Here is a 22,533-nt window from a genome sequence, read left to right on the forward strand (position 1 = left end):
CATGCTGATCCGCGTGGCAAGTGGTCCGGGCGAAATGCGGGTTGCCCTGACCGATGGCGACCGCCTGCTTGATTACGCGTTGTGGCGGCCCGACCTGCCCGATGGGGTGGGCGACCTGTATCGTGGCCGCGTCAATGCGCATGTCCCCGCGCTGGGTGGCACGTTCGTTGACCTGACGGACGGGCAGGCAGGTTTCCTGCCGGATTCGGAAGGGGCCGGCTCCATGACGCAGGGTACCGCCCTGCTGGTGCGCGTCAGCCGCAGCGCACAGGGCGGCAAGGGCGTGCGGCTGAGCCTGCGTGGCATTCCCGATCCCCGCGCCGCCGAGGGACCGCCCACCCTGCTATCGCGCGGTGCGGGCCCGGTGGAGCGTCTGGCCGCACGCTGGCCCGATGCGCCCATCGTCATTGACGACCCCGCCGTGGGTGCCCGCCTGCCAGAGGGGCTGCATGGCCGCCTTGAACGCCAGCCCCTGGCGTTCGACGCGGAAACCGAGGTCGCGGCCGAATCCCTTTCCGATCCCACCGTCGCGCTGCCAGGGGGCATGTCGGCCACGATCACCCCCACGCCCGCGCTGGTCGCGATCGACATGGATGGCGGGCATGCCAGCATGGACCGCCGCCCCAAGCAGACGGCCCAGTTCGCGGCAAACCGCGCGGCGTTGCCCGACCTTCTGCATCAGCTGCGGCTGCGCAACCTGTCGGGGGCGATCGTCCTTGATGCCGCCGGGCTTGCGGTCCGTAAACGCCGCGCGCTGGCCGAACCGATCGAACAGGCCTTGGCGGCCGACCCGCTGCGTCCGCGCTTTCTGGGCATCAGCGCGCTGGGGCTGGCGGAAATCGTGCGCCCGCGCATTCATCCGCCCCTGCACGAACTTCTTGACAGCGTCACGGGACGCCTGCTGCGCTCCCTGCGACAGGAGGTGCGGGCCTGTCGCGGGATGCAGGCGTCCCTGCGACCGGTCACGTTGTGTGGCGGATGCGATATCGTGCGCCTGATGCGGACATTCCCCGGATGGGGCGAGGATTTCACGCGCCTTGCCGCGCGTCCCCTGCGCATCGCCATCGCACCCGACCTGCCCCCGACAGGATGGAGGTACGACCATGACTGACACCCCCAAAAACGCGCCAGCCCCCTGCCCCGTGTGCGGCAGGCCGATGGTCCGCGACTATCGCCCGTTCTGTTCGCGCCGATGCGCGGATATCGACCTTGGCCGCTGGTTCACGGGGCAGTACCGGGTCCCGGCAGGAAGTGATTTCAACGATATGGACGAAAATCATACAAGACGGGTTGATCCCGATGAAGAGGTAGGGTAAAGCCTGCACATCGTCAGGGCGGTTCACCCCGCCCCGGCCTGCCGGACAACGGCTCCGGTGCCCAAGTAGCTCAGTTGGTAGAGCATGCGACTGAAAATCGCAGTGTCGGTGGTTCGATCCCGCCCTTGGGCACCATTCATTCCTGAAAATCTGATCCGACGCATGAAATGCCCATCCATGAATGCCATCGCATCCTGATGGTGGGTCATGATGTTCCTACGCCGGGAACCGGGCATTGCAGGGGCATCGCCTGATCGCATGAGGCCCCGGGGGCTGTCGCCAACCCGTAATCCTGTCGGGATCTATTTGAAATCAGCGCGGTATTTTGCCACGGCGGCTTGGGCGCAGGCTTCGTCCTTGTCGCCGCCCGGCGCGCCTGACACGCCGATGCCGCCCAGCACGCTGTTATCCGCCACCTTGCGCAGGGTGACGCCACCGGGGACGAACAGGACCTCGGGAATGGTGTTGAGCGCCCCGTTGGCCGGTCCCGTCACCTTTGCCGCGATCAGTTCGCTGGTCGTATTCATGTTGAAGGCCAGGCCATAGGAATAGGCGGTATAGGCCTTGCGATAGGAAACCGACAGCGACTGTAGCGGCACGCTGTCTCCCTTGATCACAACCTGCTGGTGGCCTGTCGTATCGACAACCGCCGCCGTCACGGAATAGCCCTGCGCCTGACAGTACCGCACGGCTTCGGATGCCAGCCGCTCTGCCGTGGACCAGTCCAGTTTCTGCATGGTGACGACATGACCCTGCGCATGGGCCGCAGGCGCCGCCAGCGACGCCACAAGAACGGCCGCCCACGCCATCCGCCTGTAAGAACACGTCATCCCGTTTCCCTTCGCCACCGTACGACCGGCAGCCATCATGGGAGAACAGCGGCGTTCCCTACAACCGCAAACAGGCGTCCCGCAGATGACAATATGTGCCATCGTGGAAGCAGACAGCGGAGCCGGCGGTCACGCATTGCCCCGTCCTGCAGGACACAGACTGTCTGGAAAAGACTGTTTAAAAAGTAAGCTCAGTAACAGGCTGAAATCATGAAAAGTTTTTGGTGAAGCTTTTTCCAAAAAGCTTCGGAAGACGTCACCTTTCTGAAAAAAGGCGACACCCAAAAAACTTCTGTCATTTTATCAAAGGTTATTTTCAAACTGACGAAAAGCTACAGTCAGAAAGACGCCGCCTTTTTAAAAAAAAGACGGCGCCCAGAAACTTTTCTTATTTTTATCAGCCAGCTGGTTTCAGATGGTCTTTTATTTGGCCTCTCGCGCGTGGACCCATTTTTCCACTTCTTCCGGGGGCATCGGACGCGCGAACAGGTATCCCTGCATCACGTCGCAGTTCAGGGCCTTGAGCATTTCATACTGCTGTTCGGTTTCCACGCCTTCGGTCACCACGGCCATGCCAAGGCGCGAGCCGATGCCGACAACCGCCGTGGTCACGGCCTGCGCGTTGGCGTCGTGATCGAGGTTCATGATGAAGCTGCGATCGATCTTGATCTCGGTCAGCGGCAGGCGCATCAGGCGCGACAGGGAGGAATACCCCGTCCCGAAATCATCCATCGACAGGCCAATGCCCAGCTTGCGGATCTTTTCCAGCACGCCAAGCGTATCGCCATTTTTTTCCATCATGATGCTTTCGGTGATTTCCACCGTCAGGCGATGCGCCGGCACGGAATATTCACTCAGCAGGCTGGACAGGTATCCCGGCAGCGAACGGTCCCTGAAATGGCCCGCCGACAGATTGACCGAAACGGTTGGCACATGGACGCCCGCCCTGTCCCACTGCGTGATCTGGCGCATCGCCTGTTCCAGCGACCATTTGCCGATGGCCTCGATCTGGCCGGTTTCTTCCGCCACCGCGATAAAGCGCGAGGGATAGATGTTGCCCAGCGTCGGATGGTTCCACCGCGACAGGGCCTCCACCCCGTACAGCTCCCCGGTGCTGGTCTTCACCTGCGGCTGGTAATAGAGCGTCAGCAGGCCATCAGCGATGGATTCCCGCAGCGCAAGGCCCAGTACCAGACGGTCCTGCGCCGCCTTGTTATCCTCGTTGGAGGCAACCCGGAACGTGCCCGGCCCCTGTTTCTTCGCATTGCGCATTGCCTGTTCGGCGTAGCTGAGCAGCGATTCACCATCCGGCCCATGGTCCGGAAACTGGCTGATCCCGATGCAGACCGTCCCCACGATCTGGTTGCCCGAGATATTGATCGGCTCGCGCATGCTGTTCATGATCTTGCGCGCAAGTTCCATCACCGCCGGGCCGCTGATATTGGGCACGATGACAATGAACTCGTTCGCGCCGGAACGGCTGAGGATGTAATTGCTGCGCGACAGGCGCTTGAGCCGTTCCGCCACCGTCTTGAGGAACGCATCGCCGTTGACGTGGCCCAGCGCGTCATTGATGTCGCGGAAACGGTCGATGTCGATCATGTAGATCGCGAACTGCGCATCATTGGGCAGCGAGATCATCGTCTTGATCATCCGGTGGGCAACCGAACGGTTCAGGAACCCTGTCAGCGGGTCATAATTCGACAGCTGGGAAATGTGCTGCCGCGCCTCGTGCTGTTCGATGACAAGGCCACAGAACGGCACGCACCCTTCGACGATCTTCTGCGGCCAGTTGCTCAGCTTGTGCTGGTTGCGCGAATACAGGGCGAAGATGCCCAGCGTGCGCCCCTTGCGGTTCCTGATCGCAAGCGCCCAGCACGAATACAGGCCCAGCGACACGCCCAGCGCGTGATAGCTTTCCCACACGATGGACATGGCCTCGGTCGGGTCCTGATCCAGCGCCTGCAGGTCGGCGGGCGTCAGGTCCATCCGTTCCAGCGCCAGCGCGAAACGGCGCGGCAGGCCGGGACCCGAGAGGATCTGCAGGTGCCCGTCCTCACCCAGAAGCATCAGGACGGCGACCGTATTGGGCACGAAGCCCTCGACCTCCTGGCAGATCATGTCCGCCACGTCCTGGATCACGGTTTCGCCCGACAGGGCGTCAAAGACGCTTTTCTGAAGGTCCAGCAGCCGCTTGCGATGTCCCTCTTCCGTCACGCCCTTCATGAACGCCATGTAGTAGCGCTTCTTCTCCGGCCCGATCAGCGCGGTCGAAATCGACATCTCGCCAGAGATGTAATCCCCGGCCTTGCTTTCGAACGTGACCTCGCGCGAGGTTCCGACAATCTTGTTGATGCCCGTCTTGCGGTTGGCATCGATATAGCTGTCATGTTCCTGGCGGTAGATGCCGGGGACAAGGCAGCTGACATTCCGGCCCAGCACTTCATGCTTGGCATAACCCCACAGCGCTTCGGCTGCGCTGTTGAAAAAGATGATCCTGTTCCTGTCATCAATGATGACCACGCCGTCCGATGCCTGTTCCAGCAGGTCAAGGCCGATCATGGCATCCATTGGCGGCAGGGAAGGTTCGTTTTTTGTATCGATCTTGTTCATCGGGTCATGGGTCCACAGTCGTAAGCAGATCAGGAAACGGCACCGGACGGGTATCGCGGCCTGAACGCTGCCACATGCCCGGCGGCATCATGGCAGGAAATGAAAACATCCTGTTTGGTACCGAAACGTAACTTCAATGCAACTTCAGCATCATTTGACGAATATCACAGTTTCTATTTTTTTTGATTGCAACATGCACATCTATACTTTGGATCTCGTGATAACAAATCTCGCATGCCTCTAGGGCATGAATAGATGTACAAATAATATATTGAAGGATACCTGTTTCAAGGCTGGTAATTTATTAAAGAAACTGACACCGGATGGCAAGGGCAAAGATACATATCTGATGCAAGGAAATTGAACATATGCCCCATCCGGTGGAAAACCCGGACGGCATCAATCTACATTATTGTTATTTATCAATGCAATAACTCAAGTTTTTCCCACCTGCGAACGCAGGTCGCCTGCCCTGTTTTTCGATAGGTATTTTCATTTTACGTCTGAATTGTGGGATTTTCGCCAAGATTTCCACACATTCCGTATATGTCTGGCATTGTTATGGAGTATTTGCGGAGTCTTTGGATAATAATAAGAATACTATCCTATACTTGAAGTAATTCATCCGCACCAATCCGCCGACTGTTTAGGAACACAATCCTAGCGCGTCACAAAACCTTACATGGCTTCGGCTGCGGCGACCGCATGCGCATTCAGTATGGTTACAATTATGTAATATTTGGGATGCGGGGGATTATCCGCGCTGCGGCAGCATCCGCTGCAGCACGCCATCGCGGCAGATGACGGCATGATAGAGGGCGGCCAGCGCATGGAACGCCGCGACCACGATCAGGCCCCAGGCCAGCCAGTGATGGGATTGCCCCACGACCCGCTGTACCGCCACGCCCATATCGGCGAATGGGGAATTGATCGGCACGCCAAACGCCATGACCGGCCGCCCGCGCGACCAGCGCAGCATGTAGCCCAGCCCGATTTCCGTCCCCAGCATGACATACAGCAGCCAGTGAACCAGACGGGCAAGATGGTCGAGCGGAGTAATCACCGCAAAACGTATGGCCCGCCCGCCAGTCACGGCCCATACGATCCGTGTCAGGAACGTCGCCGCCAATAGTACCCCGATCGAGGTATGGGCCGCGATCATCCACAGTCGCGGGGGTGTACCGCGCGGCAGGAAGCCCCAGCCTTCGCCAAGGCCGAACTGCACCAGAACCATCACCGCCGTCAGCCAGTGCAGCCAGCGTGTCTCCACACTGTACCGTACAGGAGACGGCTCCGGCGTCAGGGACATGGAAGGGCGCAGCACGTGATCCCCGCTCAGTTCATGCCGGGGGGTGCGGAACTGTCCACGCCACCCATGTTCATGTTGCTGAACGTGCCGCCATCGGGCGACCCCATGCCGGGCACGGCCTCGCTGGAACCGCCGGGGATCGTGCTCTGCGGCTGGATGCCGCCGCCATCACCATAGCCGCCATAACCATCGCCATTGCCGGGAATCCCGTCCCCGCTGCCGGTGCCCATTTCGGGGGCACTGTACTGCGGCATCGTGCCGCTGGGGCCATAATTGTCCAGTCGGCTGTCGCCGTTATAGCCCGCGCCATAGGCCCCGCCACTGGCATTGCTGCCACCACTGACACTGCCACCTGAGGGGTTGGGACGCGCCTGCGCCATGTCCGTCGCGCCAATCACGCCCGCCATCAGAAGGCCCGCCACCAGAAGCCGCCTTGGGGTATTTCTTCCGTATCCGACCATCATCCATCCTCCGCTCATCGCACTTGCCCTGTTACCCAGCCCCTTTGCCTGTGCCTCAGGCTGTCCATGCGCGACAGGTCCCCGGGTCGGAAGGGCAGGATAACGCCCTATCCGGGGAATATCCAATATCCTCACCCATAGCTGAAGGCCCCCGCAACCGTCAGGCAGTCCCCGCCATGACGGCAACCGCCGCCGACCATCAGATGACCATCAGGCGACCGCGCGGTCTAATCCGTGGTTTTTCATCATATTCCGCCGCTTCTCCGTCCCGTCGTCCGGATGGTCGTCCCACGTCCCTTTCCCCGCGCCCCGCAACAGACGCGACCGAGCCATACCCCAGCCGGACGGCTGGGCCACCCGCCGGTTGCGTCGGCCGGACAGTAAGCGCACAGTCGCCCGGCCGTCTTCTTGGCAGGATATCGCACGCAAGCGGAGACAACCGATGACCACCTTGTCCACCCTTCCCCTGACACAGATGAAGGTCGTGCCCGACCTGCTCGCCGTTCCGGTGGGGACGGTCCTGCTGACCTCCGAAATCTCACGCGACGAACCCAAGCTCGTGATCCGCAGCCGTCTTGTGTCGAACGAAGGCATCCGGCCGGGCCTGATCCTGATGACGCCGGAGATGAAGGGATATTTCGCCCCGGACGAATTCTGCACCGAATTCGTGCGCAGCGCGCTGGATGTGACGGATGTGCTGAGCCCGGTCCTGACAAAGGTCCTGCCGGGTTTCCGCTACAAGTTCGACGCGGTGGTGCGCGGCGACATCTGGCACCTGAGCGATGAGAAAGGGCAGGATTTCGCCGGCCTCGCCATCGGATCGGATGAAGAGGAAAGCAAGGTGTTCGGCTATGCCCGCATCAGCGGCAGCCAGATCGGCGACATCGTGCCGGCCAAGCGCCATGCCTATCTCGGGCAGCTCGACTTCGCGCCCGCCCCGGCAAAGGCGACGCTGTAGGAAGGCACGCCCGTTGCGCCACGATCATGCAACGCAACGGGGGTCGGCCGCCCCGCCCACTGCCGCGCGGCATGGGCGGGAAATGCAATCAGGCGGCGGCCTGCCCGCTTTCCAGCGCGCGCGACTGCGGGGTGCGCGGCAGGAAAAAGCGCAGGAACCGCGCAAGGTTCGGCGCCAGCTTCGGCCGCAGCAGACGCGGATCGTACCCGGCAAAGCGCCGTTCGTTCTCATTAAGGCACAGATCAAGGAAATCACGCAGCGGCATGTCCATCGAGGCCACCTCCTTGGTGCCGTTGACGGTGAAGTTGTTGTCCTGTTCATGGACATTGCCCTCGGCGTCCATGGTCTTGGCCATGCCCAGCCGTTCGTACACCAGGAACACCCACACCGCGAGGACGCGGATTTCGAACCACGGGCGCTGCCACAGCGGCATCGTCGCGCGGTGCCATGCCAGCCAGTTGGCGAACAGCAGGATATGGCGGCATTCCTCCTGCATCACCGGCTCGAACGTGTCGATCAGCGGCTGCGGGAAAAAGCCGGAACGCTTCGCCACCTCGAACAGGCCGAAGGCGAAGAAGCTGTCCACGCATTCGGAAAAGCCGGTGACAAGATAGGCCCATTCGACATCGCGCGGCTCGTGATAGGTTGGCTCCGACGCCAGCGGGATGCCATACGCCTCCACCATCTTGGACAGGACTTCCTTATGGCGGTTCTCCTCCCACGCGTTGCGCGACAGGGCGTCCTTCATGTCCGGGTCGTCAATCAGGCGGGCGTACGCGGCCATGCGCAGGCGGGCCTTGCCTTCGGTCTGGACCGCGATGTCCCAGATCGGCAGGGAGGTCACGCGATGCAGCGTCTCGGGGTCCAGTTTGGGCCAGTCGATGACCGAGGGCCTGTAGGGATTGAACGTATCGCGGAACATCTCGGCCACGGCGCGCTTGTGTTCGGCCGAACCGGGCCGCAGCGGACCGGCCACCGGACTGGACCAGTGCCGGGCAGTGTAATCGGCCTTTGCCACGGCTTCGGGCGTGGCCATGCCGGGATCGCGCGCTTCTGGCAGGTTGGTATAGATGTCTGAAAGTGAATTCATGTGTCAGCTCGCTGATCGAAACGGTATCGCTGGAACTCACCGCTCGGCTGGCATCAAAAAAACAGCCCGTCGCCCGGTCCGCGCGTGATCATGTCCGCACGGACGGGGCAAGGAACTGCTCTTCATTGCGCAGGGACGCTGGATTCCTGACGGACCCTGTTGTGTGCGCCGTGACGGCACCGGCAGTATGGAACCTGCCGGTGCCGACGCCCTTGTCATGGATCAATGAATGTCGGAGATCTTGTCGATCACGCGGGTGACCAGGCCATAGTCGATGGCCTCCTGCGCGGACATCCAGTAATTGCGATCCGTATCCTTGCAGACCTTTTCATAGGACTGCCCGGTTTCACGCGCGAACAGGCGGTTCAGCCGTTCGCGCATCTTGACGATCTCGCGCGCCTCGATGTCGATGTCCGTCGCCGGACCGCGCACGCCGCCCATCGGCTGGTGCAGCAGGAAACGCGTGTTGGGCAGGCAGAAGCGCCGCTCCCTGTTGCCCGCGGCGAAAATCAGCGCCCCGGCCGACGCGACCCAGCCGGTGCCGATCATGTTGACCGGCGCCACCGAATCGACAAAGCGGATCATGTCGTGGATGGTGTCGCCACTTTCGACATGGCCGCCGGGCGAATTGACATAGACGTCGATCGGCCGGTCCGACGCCCCGGCCAGCGCCAGCAGGCGCCCCGTGACATCACGCGCGATCTTGTCATTGATGGGGCCGAACACCAGCACCTTGCGCTGATCGAACAGGCGGCTTTCCAGTTCGCTGATGGGCGAGGAGAGCGTGCGGTTGCGATCGGGTTCCTCTGTCTCCGGGCCTTGGGGTTCGGGGATGTCGGGATCGCGGGGATCCTCGTCATCCATGCGGACGCGATCTTTCGGCTGCATGCCGTTCATGGGGCTCTCCCTCTTCTCCGGGGCTGGCATAGTCATCCTCCTATCCTGCGCTGCCTTGGACGCGGTGCCAAGCCCCGTCCGTATCATCGGGTGGAACCTCCCCTCGCTAAGACGGGCGCGACAGGGTAGTAGGAAGCTATCGTGTGACAGTTTTCTTTTGACGGAGTGGATATGGGCAATCCTGCGCCCGCGCCAAGTTCCGGTGCGTCCTTTTTTACGCACCGGCGCCTTATCCGGCGGATTATCGGCCACGCATCGGGCGGCGGGGCGCGCATGGCATGGGTCGTGGCGGGCATGGCCGTCCTGGGCGGATGTTCGGGCCACCGCGACGCGGTCGATACCCTGACGGACTGGTACCACACCCACCAGGGCGGCGTCATCGGACAGCAGCGCCCCCCGCCGCCGGGCGCGCACGATCCCTATCCCCATATCGGCCTTGGCCCCAAGGATGCGCCCGTCCTGCCATCGCAGGACCTGCGCGACGACATCACCACGAACCTGGAGGCGCAGCGCAACCTGATCCACCGGCAGGACGCGACGATGGGGCCGATTCCCTCCGTCGCGGACGTGCCGCCCCCGCCCGTGACCGATACCCATGCCGGCGGCGCGCAGTTCGCCGCGGCCACGCCCGCGCCGCAGAAGGCCGCCGCGCCTGCCGCCAGCGCGACGGACGCCCCGATCGCGATGCCGGAAGTCACGTCCGCCCTGCCCACCGATGAACAGGTCCTGCCCAAAAACCTGCCCGCCCTTGCCGCGGCACCGCCCGCGCCGGTGGTCCTTGACGGGGTCGGGGCCATGGGCGGCAACGATGTCATCAGCCGTCCCCTGCCCGACTACCGGCTTGCCGACGACCAGGGCAAGGCCGTGCGTTTCGAGGCGGGATCGGACCAGATGCAGCCGGGGCAGGACCGCACGATTTCCAACCTGGTGAGCACGCGCGGCGACAGCGACATCGCGGTCAACGGATATGGCGACGCCACCTCCGCCAGCGCGGGGGGGCAGGCGCAGGCGATGTCACTTGCGATCCTGCGCGGCCGGACGATCGCGCGCGCCCTTGTGGCGCAGGGGGTACCGGTATCGGCAATCCACCTGCATGCCAGCGCCTTCGGGACTGGTGCAAGAATCGGCATCGTGCGCTAATATGCGCGCCCGTCCGTCATCCTGTCGGACGGGACTTCAGATTTCCAACCCGGCGCGATCCTGTCCCGCCAGCCGCAGAGCAGTCCCATGACCGAAGAATTCCATCGCATCCGCCGTCTGCCGCCCTATGTTTTCGCCGAGGTGAACAAGGCCAAGGCCACGGCGCGCGCCCGGGGCGAGGACATCATCGATCTGGGGATGGGCAATCCCGATACCCCCACGCCGCCGCACATCGTGCAGAAGCTGGTGGAAACCGTGGCGGATCCCCGCGCGCACCGCTATTCCGTCAGCCGCGGCATCCCCGGCCTGCGCCGGGCGCTGGCGGGATATTACGAACGCCGCTTCAATGTCGGCCTCGACCCCGAAACCGAGGTGATCGCAACGCTGGGGTCCAAGGAAGGGCTGGCGAACCTTGCCTCCGCCATCACCAGTCCCGGCGACACCATCCTGGTGCCCAACCCGTCCTATCCGATCCACCAGTTCGGATTCATCATCGCCGGCGCCTCCGTGCGGTCCATTCCTGCCACCCCGGACGAGGAAATGCTGCGCGCGCTGGACCGGGCGGTGCATCATTCGGTGCCAAAACCCACGGCGCTGATTGTCAATTTTCCGTCAAACCCGACCGCCTATGTCGCGGACCTCGACTTCTACCGCGAACTGGTGGCCTTCGCGCGCAGGCATGACATCTGGATCATGTCCGACCTCGCCTATGCCGAGATCTATTTTGGCGACCGGGTTCCCCCCTCGATCCTTGAGGTGCCGGGCGCGAAGGACATCGCGGTGGAGTTCACCTCCCTTTCCAAGACCTATTCCATGGCGGGGTGGCGCATGGGATTTGCGGCGGGCAATCCGCGCCTGATCGCGGCACTGACGCGCATCAAGTCGTACCTCGATTACGGGGCGTTCACCCCCATCCAGGTCGCCGCCGTCGCGGCACTCAGCGGACCGCAGGACTGCGTTGCCGAAATCCGCGACATCTATCGCGAACGCCGCGACGTGCTGATCCGCGGGCTGCACGCGGCCGGGTGGGACGTTCCCTCCCCCGAAGGGTCGATGTTCGCATGGGCCCCCATCCCCCCGCAGTTCCGCGAGATGGGCAGCGTGGACTTTTCCAAGCTGCTGCTCAGGGAGGCGGGCGTGGCGGTCGCGCCGGGCCTCGGCTTTGGCGAACATGGCGAAGGCTTCGTGCGGATCGGGCTGGTGGAAAACACCCAGCGCCTGCGTCAGGCAACCCGCGCGATCCGTCATTTCATGACCGCCCACAACGCGGGACATGCCGACACCCCCGCCCGGCGCGATCCGGCCATAACGGATTCCGTTTCATGAATGCCCCCCCACCCTTACGGAAAAGAGATGACTGCTGCTGCTTCCCCTGTTGAACCCCCTCCCCTGCGTGTCGGTATCGCGGGGCTGGGGACGGTTGGCGTCGGCGTCGTCAGGATGCTGCGTGAAAATGCCGCGCTGATCGCCGCGCGGGCCGGACGGCGCCTGATCGTGACCGCCGTCAGCGCGCGCGACCGCACGCGCGATCGCGGCGTGGACCTGTCGGATGTCGCATGGTGCGATGACGCCGCCGGGCTGTGCGCGCATCCCGACGTGGATGTCGTGGTCGAACTGGTGGGCGGCGCGGAAGGCATCGCCCGCAGGATCGTGACGGGCGCGCTGGAAAATGGCCGGCCGGTGGTCACCGCGAACAAGGCCCTGATGGCCATCCACGGCGCGGAACTGGCGACACTGGCGCAGAAGGCCGATGTCCCCCTGATGTTCGAGGCGGCGGTGGCGGGCGGCATTCCCGCCATCAAGACCGTGCGCGAGGCGCTGGCGGGGGACCGTATCCTCAAGGTCGGCGGCATCCTCAACGGCACCTGCAACTACATCCTGACCGCCATGCGCGAGACGGGGCGCGATTTCGCCGACATCCTGGCCGAGGCGCAGAAGCTCGGCTATGCCGAGGCCGATCCCTCGACCGATGTGGACGGCGTGGACGCGGCGCACAAGCTGGCGATCCTGGCGGGGCTGGCGTTCGGGCGGCCGGTCGTCTTCGCCTCGGTCTATATCGAGGGGATCCGTCGCATCGGCGCGCTGGACCTGCATTTCGCGCGCGAACTGGGCTATCGCATCAAGCTGCTGGGCATCGCGCGGCAGCATGAAAACGGGATCGAGGCACGGGTTCATCCCTGCCTTGTCCCCCTGTCCACCCCCATCGCGCAGGTCGATGGCGTATTCAACGCCGTCGTGGTCGAAGGCGCGTTTGTCGGCCGCCTGATGCTGGAGGGACGCGGCGCGGGCGAAGGGCCGACCGCCACCGCCGTCACCGCCGACCTGATCGACATCGCGCGTGGCAACGCCATTCCCGTATGGGGCCGCAGCACCGATGGCCTGACGCAGGCGGTCGCCCTGTCGCGCACGCAGTTCACGGGGCGGTATTACCTGCGCCTGAACGTGGTGGACCGTCCCGGCGTCCTGGCCGACATCACGGCGGTGCTGCGCGATGATGGCGTGTCGCTACATACCATGCTGCAGCACGCGCAGGCCCGCACCCTGCTGCCTGACGATACCTACAGCGTGCCGCTGGTGCTGATCACGCACCACACCAGCGAGGCCGCGATGCTGCATGCGCTCAGACACATCGCGCTGCTCAAATCGGTGCTCGACGAACCGGCCATGATCCGCATCGAAGGGGACTGAGCCGCCCCCTGACCTCCGCCCGACATCCCATCACGTCGCCAAGGATACCCCATGCCCCGCATCCCCCAGCCCCCATCGCGCAAGACAGGAACGAAAAAAGGGGCACGGGCATGACGGACATGGCGGATGACATGCTGGCGGAAAGTCCGCTTCCCCCGCAGGACGACACGCCGCTGGTGCTAGGCGTGCGTTCAAGCCTGACCGGGCGGCGGTGGCTGTGGCGCGATCCTGAAATCACCCGTGACGCCGGGGTGACGGCGCGCATGGGCATGGCCATCATGCAGCAGGCCGGGGTGCCCGAAATCGTTGGCCGCATGCTGGCGATGCGCGGCATCGCGCCCGACGGGGTGACGGATTTCCTGACCCCCACCCTGCGCGCGCTGATGCCCGACCCCGCCTGCCTGACCGACATGGACCGGGCGGCACAACGACTGACGCAGGCCATCACGGCGGGCGAGACCGTTGGCGTCTTTGGCGATTACGATGTCGATGGGGCATGTTCGGCGGCGCTGCTGACGCATTTCCTGCGCCAGATGGGCTGTCGCGTCATCACCCACGTTCCCGACCGCATGAGCGAGGGATACGGGCCGAACACCCCGGCGCTGGAGGCGATGATCGCCGATGGGGCGGGCCTGATCGTCTGTGTGGACTGCGGCACGGCGGCGTCCGATGTCCTGTCGCCCCTGTCCGCGCGGGCCGACATCATCGTGCTGGATCATCACAAGGTGCAGGGCGACCTGCCGCGCATCGTCGCGACGGTCAATCCCAACCGCCCGGACTGCGCCTCCCGCCTGAACGGATCCTGCGCGGCGGCGGTGACCTTCATGAGCGTCGTCGCCACGGCCGGGATATTGCGGCGGCAGGGATGGTTCGAAAACCGTCCCGCGCCTCAGCTGATGGATTACCTGGACCTCGTGGCACTGGCGAGCGTGTGCGACGTCATGCCGCTGACGGGGCTGAACCGGGCCTTTGTCACCCAGGGCATGAAAATCATGGCCCGCCGCCAGCGTACCGGCCTGAACGCGCTGATGGAGGTCGCGGGCGTGACCGACCCGCTTTCGGCCTTTACCTGCGGGTTCGCGCTGGGACCGCGCATCAATGCGGGCGGACGGATCGCGGAATCCGGGCTGGGGCTGGAACTGCTGTTATGCGAGGACGCGCTGGAGGCACGGCGTCTGGCGGAACGGCTGGATGCGGTCAACCGCCGCCGCCAGACGGTGGAGACCGACATCCTTGACATCGCCATGGACATGGCCGCCCGCCAGCGCGAGGAAGGGCATGCGGTGCTGCTGCTGTGCGGTCGCGACTGGCATCCCGGCGTGGTGGGTATCGTGGCCGGCCGGGTCAAGGAAAAATTCAACCGTCCCGTCCTGGTCGGCGCGATGCTGGAGGACGGGACGGTCAAGGGATCGGCCCGCTCCGTCCCGGGGATCGACCTGGGCACGGCCATCATCGCCGCCCGGCAGGCCGGCCACCTGACATCGGGCGGTGGCCATGCCATGGCGGCGGGCTTTGGCCTTAGGGCCGACGACATCCCCGCCCTGCATGAATTCCTGAATGAACGCCTGTCCACGGCGGCGGCCCTGCCCGATGCGGTGGACCTGAGCATCGAAGGCATCGTGGGCGTCGCCGCGGCCTCCGTCGAACTGGCAAGCGATATCGGACGGCTGGCCCCATTCGGCGCGGGCAATGACGAACCCCTGCTGGCGCTGCCGCGCGTGCGCGTGGTGCGCGCCGATCGCATCGGGCGGGAGGGCAATACGCTGCGCCTGCTGATCGAAGGCGAAGGTGGTGGCCCGCGCCTGAAGGCGCTGCTGTTCCGCGCGGGCGACAACCCGATGACCCCCGTGCTGGAGGACCGCAACGCCGCGCCGCTGCACCTGGCCGGATGGCTGCGCGCCGAAAGCTGGAACGGCCGCACGACCGCAAGTTTCTTCATCCGTGACGCAGCGTTTGCCAATTAATTTTCATATTTTCATTTCAGGGGCTTGACCGCCCCCCCGTGGCGGGATATCTACCCGCTCACGCCTTTAGTCCCGTTCGTCTAGAGGCCTAGGACACCGCCCTTTCACGGCGGCAACACGGGTTCGAATCCCGTACGGGACGCCAGCTACTTTACCGCAGTTTACTGCGGGTCTTGGCTGATTACAGGCACTTTCCTGATTTCCAATTAGTTGGACTTTGAGCCAATCCTGAGCCAAACGGGTTTCCGTCACTCAGGGATGGCTCAGTGATATCAGGGATTCTCATGAGCGAATCACAAAAGACGAATATCGACCCCACTACGGGCAGAGCGCTGCCAAAAGGCGTCTGGTATCGTGGCCCCAGCCAGTACCAAGCCCGGAAGATGGTGGACGGCAAACGTATCCGCAAAACATTTGCCTCAGCCGCTTTGGCTCGACGTTGGCTCAATGAAAAACGGGCCGAGATCGATCTGGGCCAGTTCCGTGATACCTCCGCCATCGACCGCATCCCGATCCGTCAGTTGATCGAACGCTATCGGGATGAGTGCATGCTCCACAGGGAGAATGACCGCATCGGTCACATCCCTGCCCTCCTTGATGATCCTGTGGCATCCTGCATGGCAGGCAAATGGAAACCTGCTGACGTACGTGGATTTCGTGACCGGATGATTGAGACGGGCTTTGCGAAAGGCACGGTCGTCAAGCGCCTCAACCTGCTCGCGAGCATCATTCGCCACGCAGTGTCCGAGTGGGATATCCACATGGACAACAATGCCTCTGCCAAGATCGTCAAACGTCCGGAAGGCGCGGATAAAAAACGCAATCGCCGCCTGGTCGGGAAAGAATACGACCTGATCCTGGAAGCCATGTCCAAGACGGAATATCCCGATGATGCCCTGATTGTGCGCTTTGCAATTGAACAGGGCACACGTCGGGGAGAAGCCATGGCTCTGCGCTGGCGTGATGTTGACATGAAGCGCAACCTGCTCAGCCTGCTGCAAACAAAGAACATGCGAACCGCCAAGGTACAGGGGCCGGAAATCCGTCCCCTCATGCCCGGTGCAAAATCGATCCTGCTGGAAAAGCTGGCGATGCGGTCATCCGTTTCTGATCCTGAGGCGCATGTATTTGATGTGGGATCAGAAGACTCATTTTCCCTTCGGTTCGGACGACAGATAAAAAAATTCGGAGTTCATGATCTGACGTTCCATGACCTCCGCCATGAAGCGACATCTCGCCTCGCAAAACTGTTTCCCAACCCAATGGACCTCAAGCGGATCACGGGCCATCGCGACTTGAAATCATTGGATCGGTATTACCAGCCTGACCTTTCCGATCTGGCTGATCGAGCAGCAAAACAGACCCGCTGAAAACGGATATGAAAGCTGTGCTTGCATGGCTTTCATATTTCAATGTCCGAAATCCCGTTCTTTGGTTGCCTTGACCGTTTAGGCGACGGTTGCGGGGCTGGACTGGTAGATATTCGTTCTCCGTAATCCGATTTTTGTGCCCCAGTGACGCCTTGCCGCTTCATTTCCCGTATAGCGGCGGATGGGTCTTTCAGCGCCATTTCCATAAGGCGGCTGTCGGCAAGGTCATGAAGCCTGTTTTGAAGCTGGCGAAGATCAGTCCTGAAAGCCTCATACGCCTGGACATCGGGATGCCGTTCCCATTCCCGATGCTTCTTGCGTTCCTGCCTCTGTATGGCCTGCGCCACTTGCGTCATCGCCGCTGGCAGGCCTTCACGGATGACGGTGGCGGCATTCATATCATGAGCGTCAAAGCCCGATGCCTTCAGCGCTGCATCCAACTGCCGCCGGCGTAGAAACCGCCATGGGTTCAGGAAGCCCCACTCATCCGCCTTCCGGTATGCCGTGTATGCGCTGGTGATTTGAGACTCGCATTCCGCTGCAATCTCGCTGATGGCCCTGATCTGTGGCGCTGGTGGCAGGACCGCCTGCCTTGATGCCAACAGTTCATCAATCATACGGCAGAAATTCCTATAAAATTTCTTCTGGTCTGCCAGTTGCTGTGTGATCGCCTCCGCTTGGGCCTTTGCGCGTTCCGCCGTCGCAATTTCCGCACGCCGGAATTCCTCTGACGTGCCTTGCAGGTTCAGCGTCATGGTGGAGATGATCTGCTCACGGACCGGGTCAAGCCAGTGCCCTTTTGATGATGGGGTAATCGGTGTGGTTTTTCCCTGCCTGCTGGGCGTTTCAGCCTGATTGCGTCCCGATGATGATTGCGTCACCTTCTCGGGCAGTTGTTTCCCGGAAGATGGGCCGGACGCTTCGGGAGTGATGCCATCGGGCAACATACGCCATGCCAGTTCCGCCTTTTTCATTCCCAGTAGCCTGCACAGGGAACCCAGCATCCGGCCTTCACCGTCCGTCAGTATGATAACGTCCGGTTTTCGTGTCCCCGGCCCGATGCGCCATCCCCGCTCCTCGATGGCGGTGCGAAAGGCTTTCCAGCCATCTGACTGGGACCAGAGTGTCCGGACTTCCTGCCGGATCGCAGCCCTGTCCACACCGAGTCGTTTGCCGGTTTCCTTGGCCGTCGCGGTATAGGCATGTCCATCCAGACCGCCTTGGGCCAAACCAGCCAGACGGTCCCGGATCGTCGGGTCGGTAATGGCTTGCAGCACGGCCCGGTTGTGTCGTCCTTTCAGCAGGCGCAGGTCGTTCTTCACCTCAAAAATGCGTTCGATTTTTTCCTGTCGTGCGTAACTGTATGACATGTCCATGACGCGGCCATTCTCCGGATTCACCATCTGCACCAGAAGATGAAAATGCTGGTTCCAGCTTTCCCCATCATGGCGGCTTTTCTGGTGGCGGACACACAGCTTCACGTCGTCACGTGAAAAGCCGAATTCCTCGCCAATCATCGCAATGGCATCCCGAACCTGCCGTGGGTCCAGTTTTTCCTGACTGGCAAGGATGAAGTGGGCCACCGCGTTCTTCCGGCCAAAATCACGGGCGTCATCGAACGCCATTCTTACATCCGTCCGTGATCCCCGAATCATGTGGATGACCTCATTTTCATCGGGCTTTTCCAGAAGGTGGCGCACAATTTGGGTCATGCTGCGTGCGGTCGCCCGGATGCGCGTTGACTTGATGATCATGTCAACGGACCTTCCGGAGCACCTTTGTCACCCGGAGTGCCATCACCCTGACTTCATCCGCAGCCTCCTGAAGCCCTGTTACCGCCACCCCTGCGTTCACCCGTCGGGCCAACTGGTTCAGGTTATTGCCAAGCGCTGCCAACTGGTTGCGGATATCCAGCATGTCGGCATGAAGATGGGGGCCACCATTCGCCATGGCGTCAAGGGCGACAGCACGGAACCAGCGGGACATGTTCCCACCGCTGGCGGCAGCAATCCGCTCATGCTCCTGTCGCGTCAGGCGGATATGGGCGTTATATGTTTTTCGGGTGTCGGTCATTGTCATCACTCCCCATGATGACAGCCCATCATACCACCTTTCGGTGCATGATTCCGAAAACAGGAAACAGGCATGGGATTGGGATAGAGCCAGGCATCGGGAATGGAGCACATTTCGCTGCGCTCCCTGTCCTCATTCCCTGCCTGACAAGGGGGAGTGACCTCCCCCGTTGACCCCCTCCCGTACCGAGCCAGCATGGCTTATTGCCACGTTTCGACAGCACGTAGTTTTGACCTCCATGGAGCAGATCAGCCCCACGCATGAGGGCCGGAGCGGTCACCTTGCACCGTAGTCATCGGCGGGGCACAATTGAGCCAGTGTTCATGTTTCGCCATGGATCCTGCGCCTTCCAGCTTTCTCACCTGTTTGATCCTGCGACATGACCGCTTTTCTTTCAGACCTTCCCAAACTGGATACATCATGGCGTGCGGTCGTGCTGTTCGGGCGCAATGTCGCGTCCTACAAATTCGCACTCGCGCAAAGCCTGTTGGAAATGGCAGAGAGGCCCACAACCAAGGTTCTTCTGACTGATCTGGCAGAACCGTTTTCACGGCATCTGTGCCAGCATCTGGCTCGTGTGGACCGGCAGAGCACATCACGATCCAGTCGGTTTCTCGATACCTGCCGCGCATTCAACCGCGACGAAATCACCGCAACGCAACTTCGCGATGCCACGACTAAGCTGGGTTTTGTCAACGTAATCGATGCTTTCCACATGGTCGGGAAAGGCCCAGTTCCTCATCGCTTTTTCATGGATGAACGAACGGCAGGCGGCCCCCCTGCCATCCGGTTGACGGACGAACTCTATAAATTACGGGAACAGTTCCGGGCCGATGATCTGGCGGATGAAACGGAAGCCCGGTGGCGATTGGTGGAAGGCGCATGGCAGTATGACCTTCCGCGCGCCAATGTAGCCGTGCAACTGGACAGCGAAACGCAGGAACTATTCGTGCAGAAAGTCCGGCGGGTCTCACTCAGCCGCGTCCGGCCATCCCTGAATGGATATCAGAAAGGCCACTGTTTCTATTGCGGGTGCGACATGCCACTGGCAACAGCGGACGTGGACCATTTCTTCCCTTGGATGCTGCGGGAACGTGGCCTGATGCCGGATGCTGACGGGGTATGGAATCTTGTCCTAGCCTGTCGGGACTGTAACCGGGGCGAAGGTGGCAAGTTTGCCAGCGTGCCATCCGACAGGCTTGTCGCACGACTGCATGCTCGCAATTCATGGCTGGTAGAAAGCCATCACCCATTGCGTGAAACCATCATGCTACAGACAGGCCAGAGCGATGAGGCCCGGCGCAGCTTCCTACGCACCCGGCAGCAGATTGCCCGTGATGCCCTGATCCATACGTGGGAACCAGTAGAGGAACATCATGACTGAGGTTCCCGATACGCTGGCATGGTATGATCGAAACGCCAGCAGTTTCGAGGATCGTACTGCTGGTGTGGACATGATGGAAATCTATGGACTTTTCCTGCCTAACATTCCCCCCGGCGGACATATTCTGGACGTCGGTTGTGGAGTTGGACGCGATGCGCTGGCCTTTGCCCGCGCCGGGTATCGCGTTACCGCCATTGATGGCAGCGCTGCCATGGTCAGGCTGGCACGTGAAAGAACAGCAGGATACCCGGTTTCGGTGCATCACATGACGTTTACGGAACTGGATTGGACCAACCGGTTCGATGGTTTCTGGGCCTGCGCGTCTCTCCTGCATCTTCCCCAGACAGAACAGAGAAAGGTTCTGACAACCCTAGGATATGCATTGAAACCCTCGGGAACGGGTTATGCCTCATTCAAAGTAGGAACAGGTGAAAGGGTTGAAAACGGTCGTTATTTTGTTGATATGACCGATGAAAACCTACGAAATATGATCAAGAGCACACTATTGAGGCTACGATTCTGCTCCATCACGACAGACAAGACCAAATCTCTATCTTCAGTGATGTGGTTGAATGCGATTTTTGACCTGAAATGACAGGTTCGTAAAATGTGTGCCAAGCTTCATCGTTTAGGATATGAGGTCCTATTTTTAGCAAAGATAAATTTTCTATTGTCGATGGCTGCAATAATAAGCAGGCAACTCTGCGGAGGAAACAGAATATCCGTTTCCGGTGAAAAACTTAGAAATTGAATATTCACTCGAACCAACATCAGAACTCTATTTGGTTTTATTAGTAATGAATCCCACTTTCTTCGATAGTCATTCATATCACTATTTAAAATAGCAGACATTTTCGCGCTCATTTCGATGGGTTGGATAATCATTTTGGAGAAGGGGAGTAGAGAAATTGAGCATAAAGAACACAGAAATTCTTTTTTAGGAAATACCTCCGCTGATAATTGGCAACCTTACGACCTAACAGCATCTGAACATTCCAATTACCACCGAACTCTCCTTCGCATGCTATTCGGATCTGAAAATACGAAGATATTACCTGATCAATATATTCTTCTGGATCATGTATAAATGCGTGACAGGAGCGTTATTTTCATGTAAATTCTATAACTGATGAGATACCGCGACATTAACACAGATGATGACATTATAGCTTCTGCATTGTCGGTAGCGAATCTCGTAGGGCAGAAAGCTTATCGGGATATTTTGAATGCCCGAATATCGAAAGCTGAAGCCAAAGGGTATATTGCTCCGTTTGAGAAGAAGATTCTCTCTCTGACTCAAGAACTAAGAGTTATTGAAACTGAACGCAGACGCAAAAAGTTGTCGACCCGGATCTTTCAGACATGCCCCGAAGGGGCAAATTTACTTTTGGGAATTGGTCAGACTATTCCACATTTGTCTGAGAATGGAAAAAAGAAACTATCAGACTCAATTCAGACTGGAATAAGCGATGATAAACTACGTGCCCTGAATCACGAATTTCGTGTCGCAGAACGAATATCAAACGTCGGCTACGACGTACACTTTGCTGATTTAGAAACAGACAGCCTATCCGCGGGTATTCGTACGCCTGATATAGTTGCTTCGAGAGGCGAGCTCGCTTTTGATGTCGAAGCCAAAAATGTTACTAACTTCATCGGTTTACCGGTAAATCCTGCGGATCAAGACAAACTTTGGAATTTGGTTCGTTCTGGATTTACTGCGTGGGAAGACGAAAACACAGTTCCAATTGTTAACGTGTCCTTCGATGGGCGTTTCTCATCCAATCAAGATTATCATCGAAGAATCTTGGCCCAAGTTAACAGCTCAACTGCGCAAAAAATCACTGATGAAATTGATATTGGTGACAACACACGGGTGAAATATCTCGGTGCGGTTCCCTTTACATCCGCAGAACATATGAAATTCAATTCGGAGAGAGATAGAGATGCCACGGCTACAAATGTTATTTTGCGATTTGTTCATCCCCGCCTAATTTTAAGATTAACTCCCACAAAAATACGAAATACTTTTAAAAACCGCATTTATGCCACGATATCAGAGGCATCGAAGCAATGCTCTGGGACACTTCCTGCTGTTATCTGGTGTCACATTGAATATATATCGGAAAAGGATTTCCTTTCTCTTAATGGACAAGATTCATTTTTAAAGAGTGTTGCAGATAGGGTATTTTTGTCACCTAAAAGAGAGCATGTTGTTCAGCTTATTTTTAGTGGAGCATCTCTGAAAATATCCGCTATCAAAAAAGGTATTCCTATAGTCAGATGCGGATATCGCTCCATTATATTTAATTCACCGACAAAAAAATACGGCGGACTCACTCTTTTCCCTTCTTAGATACAAATTTCATTCAGTCATATGGAAGATTTTAAAATTCTATTTTTATTTTTTCTGTACTTGGAAATCTCAAAAAGTCATGAT

General features: G+C 60.0%; 19 protein-coding genes and 2 tRNA genes. 13 read left to right on the forward strand and 8 right to left on the reverse strand.

What is annotated here, in order from left to right; translation table 11 throughout:
* Position 1: 1 nt before the first annotated feature.
* From NJLHNGOC_RS04045 to NJLHNGOC_RS04055, 3 genes are all read left to right on the forward strand, one after another.
* Positions 2–1,111: a ribonuclease E/G gene (locus tag NJLHNGOC_RS04045; protein WP_113595225.1), complete on the forward strand. Its 1,110-nt coding sequence runs from the start codon at positions 2–4 to the stop codon at positions 1,109–1,111.
* The gene (locus NJLHNGOC_RS04050) at positions 1,104–1,316 is read left to right on the forward strand and encodes a DNA gyrase inhibitor YacG (RefSeq protein WP_110528885.1); all 213 of its coding nucleotides are present in this window, start codon (positions 1,104–1,106) and stop codon (positions 1,314–1,316) included. Before NJLHNGOC_RS04045 ends, NJLHNGOC_RS04050 begins: the two co-directional genes overlap by 8 nt.
* Positions 1,317–1,375: 59 nt before the next feature.
* Positions 1,376–1,451 (forward strand) — tRNA-Phe (locus NJLHNGOC_RS04055).
* 167 nt (positions 1,452–1,618) lie between these two features.
* On the opposite strand, the gene NJLHNGOC_RS04060 is transcribed toward NJLHNGOC_RS04055, so the two are convergent.
* The 4 genes from NJLHNGOC_RS04060 to NJLHNGOC_RS04080 all read right to left on the reverse strand — a co-directional run bounded on the left by NJLHNGOC_RS04060 (position 1,619) and on the right by NJLHNGOC_RS04080 (position 6,547).
* Complete coding sequence (locus tag NJLHNGOC_RS04060; RefSeq protein ID WP_239021330.1) at positions 1,619–2,125, reverse strand: GlcG/HbpS family heme-binding protein; 507 nt, start codon at positions 2,123–2,125, stop codon at positions 1,619–1,621.
* Between the two features lie 444 nt (positions 2,126–2,569).
* The gene (locus tag NJLHNGOC_RS04070; protein ID WP_113595228.1) at positions 2,570–4,759 is read right to left on the reverse strand and encodes an EAL domain-containing protein; all 2,190 of its coding nucleotides are present in this window, start codon (positions 4,757–4,759) and stop codon (positions 2,570–2,572) included.
* Positions 4,760–5,513: 754 nt separating this feature from the next.
* Positions 5,514–6,083, reverse strand: a complete 570-nt coding sequence (locus NJLHNGOC_RS04075; RefSeq protein WP_338045541.1) for a cytochrome b — start codon at positions 6,081–6,083, stop codon at positions 5,514–5,516.
* A gap of 11 nt (positions 6,084–6,094) precedes the next feature.
* Complete coding sequence (locus NJLHNGOC_RS04080; protein ID WP_113595230.1) at positions 6,095–6,547, reverse strand: hypothetical protein; 453 nt, start codon at positions 6,545–6,547, stop codon at positions 6,095–6,097.
* Between the two features lie 424 nt (positions 6,548–6,971).
* On the opposite strand from NJLHNGOC_RS04080, the gene NJLHNGOC_RS04085 reads away from it, so the two are divergent.
* Positions 6,972–7,487 carry a hypothetical protein gene (locus tag NJLHNGOC_RS04085; protein WP_113595231.1) on the forward strand — a complete coding sequence of 172 codons (516 nt, stop codon included), beginning with the start codon at positions 6,972–6,974 and terminating at the stop codon, positions 7,485–7,487.
* Between the two features lie 88 nt (positions 7,488–7,575).
* Here the strand turns inward: NJLHNGOC_RS04085 and NJLHNGOC_RS04090 are convergent, their stop codons facing one another.
* The gene (locus NJLHNGOC_RS04090; RefSeq protein ID WP_113595232.1) at positions 7,576–8,577 is read right to left on the reverse strand and encodes a ferritin family protein; all 1,002 of its coding nucleotides are present in this window, start codon (positions 8,575–8,577) and stop codon (positions 7,576–7,578) included.
* 222 nt (positions 8,578–8,799) lie between these two features.
* Positions 8,800–9,474, reverse strand: coding sequence for an ATP-dependent Clp protease proteolytic subunit (locus tag NJLHNGOC_RS04095; protein ID WP_110528865.1), 675 nt, complete (start codon positions 9,472–9,474; stop codon positions 8,800–8,802).
* A 171-nt stretch (positions 9,475–9,645) separates the two neighbouring features.
* Here NJLHNGOC_RS04095 and NJLHNGOC_RS04100 point away from each other — a divergent pair, with 171 nt between their 5' ends.
* The 6 genes from NJLHNGOC_RS04100 to NJLHNGOC_RS04125 all read left to right on the forward strand — a co-directional run bounded on the left by NJLHNGOC_RS04100 (position 9,646) and on the right by NJLHNGOC_RS04125 (position 16,636).
* Positions 9,646–10,614, forward strand: a complete 969-nt coding sequence (locus NJLHNGOC_RS04100) for an OmpA family protein (protein ID WP_113595233.1) — start codon at positions 9,646–9,648, stop codon at positions 10,612–10,614.
* An 87-nt stretch (positions 10,615–10,701) separates the two neighbouring features.
* Entirely contained in the window at positions 10,702–11,940 is a 1,239-nt protein-coding gene (locus NJLHNGOC_RS04105) for an LL-diaminopimelate aminotransferase (protein WP_113595234.1), read from the forward strand.
* Between the two features lie 27 nt (positions 11,941–11,967).
* Positions 11,968–13,302 carry a homoserine dehydrogenase gene (locus NJLHNGOC_RS04110; protein ID WP_113595235.1) on the forward strand — a complete coding sequence of 445 codons (1,335 nt, stop codon included), beginning with the start codon at positions 11,968–11,970 and terminating at the stop codon, positions 13,300–13,302.
* Positions 13,303–13,421: 119 nt separating this feature from the next.
* Positions 13,422–15,266, forward strand: a complete 1,845-nt coding sequence (recJ, locus tag NJLHNGOC_RS04115; RefSeq protein WP_408890548.1) for a single-stranded-DNA-specific exonuclease RecJ — start codon at positions 13,422–13,424, stop codon at positions 15,264–15,266.
* Between the two features lie 69 nt (positions 15,267–15,335).
* A tRNA-Glu gene (locus NJLHNGOC_RS04120) sits at positions 15,336–15,411 on the forward strand.
* Between the two features lie 139 nt (positions 15,412–15,550).
* Complete coding sequence (locus NJLHNGOC_RS04125; protein WP_113595237.1) at positions 15,551–16,636, forward strand: site-specific integrase; 1,086 nt, start codon at positions 15,551–15,553, stop codon at positions 16,634–16,636.
* A 32-nt stretch (positions 16,637–16,668) separates the two neighbouring features.
* Here NJLHNGOC_RS04125 and NJLHNGOC_RS04130 read toward each other — a convergent pair whose 3' ends face one another.
* Both NJLHNGOC_RS04130 and NJLHNGOC_RS04135 read right to left on the reverse strand, forming a co-directional pair.
* Positions 16,669–18,390, reverse strand: a complete 1,722-nt coding sequence (locus NJLHNGOC_RS04130; RefSeq protein ID WP_113595238.1) for a relaxase/mobilization nuclease domain-containing protein — start codon at positions 18,388–18,390, stop codon at positions 16,669–16,671.
* Position 18,391: 1 nt separating this feature from the next.
* The gene (locus tag NJLHNGOC_RS04135) at positions 18,392–18,709 is read right to left on the reverse strand and encodes a plasmid mobilization protein (RefSeq protein WP_165837840.1); all 318 of its coding nucleotides are present in this window, start codon (positions 18,707–18,709) and stop codon (positions 18,392–18,394) included.
* Between the two features lie 433 nt (positions 18,710–19,142).
* On the opposite strand from NJLHNGOC_RS04135, the gene NJLHNGOC_RS04140 reads away from it, so the two are divergent.
* The 3 genes from NJLHNGOC_RS04140 (at position 19,143) to NJLHNGOC_RS15595 (ending at position 22,449) form a co-directional block, all read left to right on the forward strand.
* Positions 19,143–20,093 carry an HNH endonuclease family protein gene (locus tag NJLHNGOC_RS04140; RefSeq protein ID WP_206059705.1) on the forward strand — a complete coding sequence of 317 codons (951 nt, stop codon included), beginning with the start codon at positions 19,143–19,145 and terminating at the stop codon, positions 20,091–20,093.
* Positions 20,086–20,688, forward strand: a complete 603-nt coding sequence (locus tag NJLHNGOC_RS04145) for a class I SAM-dependent methyltransferase (RefSeq protein ID WP_113595241.1) — start codon at positions 20,086–20,088, stop codon at positions 20,686–20,688. Before NJLHNGOC_RS04140 ends, NJLHNGOC_RS04145 begins: the two co-directional genes overlap by 8 nt.
* Before the next feature lie 534 nt (positions 20,689–21,222).
* The gene (locus tag NJLHNGOC_RS15595; RefSeq protein WP_133258662.1) at positions 21,223–22,449 is read left to right on the forward strand and encodes a hypothetical protein; all 1,227 of its coding nucleotides are present in this window, start codon (positions 21,223–21,225) and stop codon (positions 22,447–22,449) included.
* The last annotated feature ends 84 nt before the right edge of the window (positions 22,450–22,533 follow it).

The organism is Novacetimonas cocois (assembly GCF_003311635.1).
Lineage (GTDB): Bacteria > Pseudomonadota > Alphaproteobacteria > Acetobacterales > Acetobacteraceae > Novacetimonas > Novacetimonas cocois.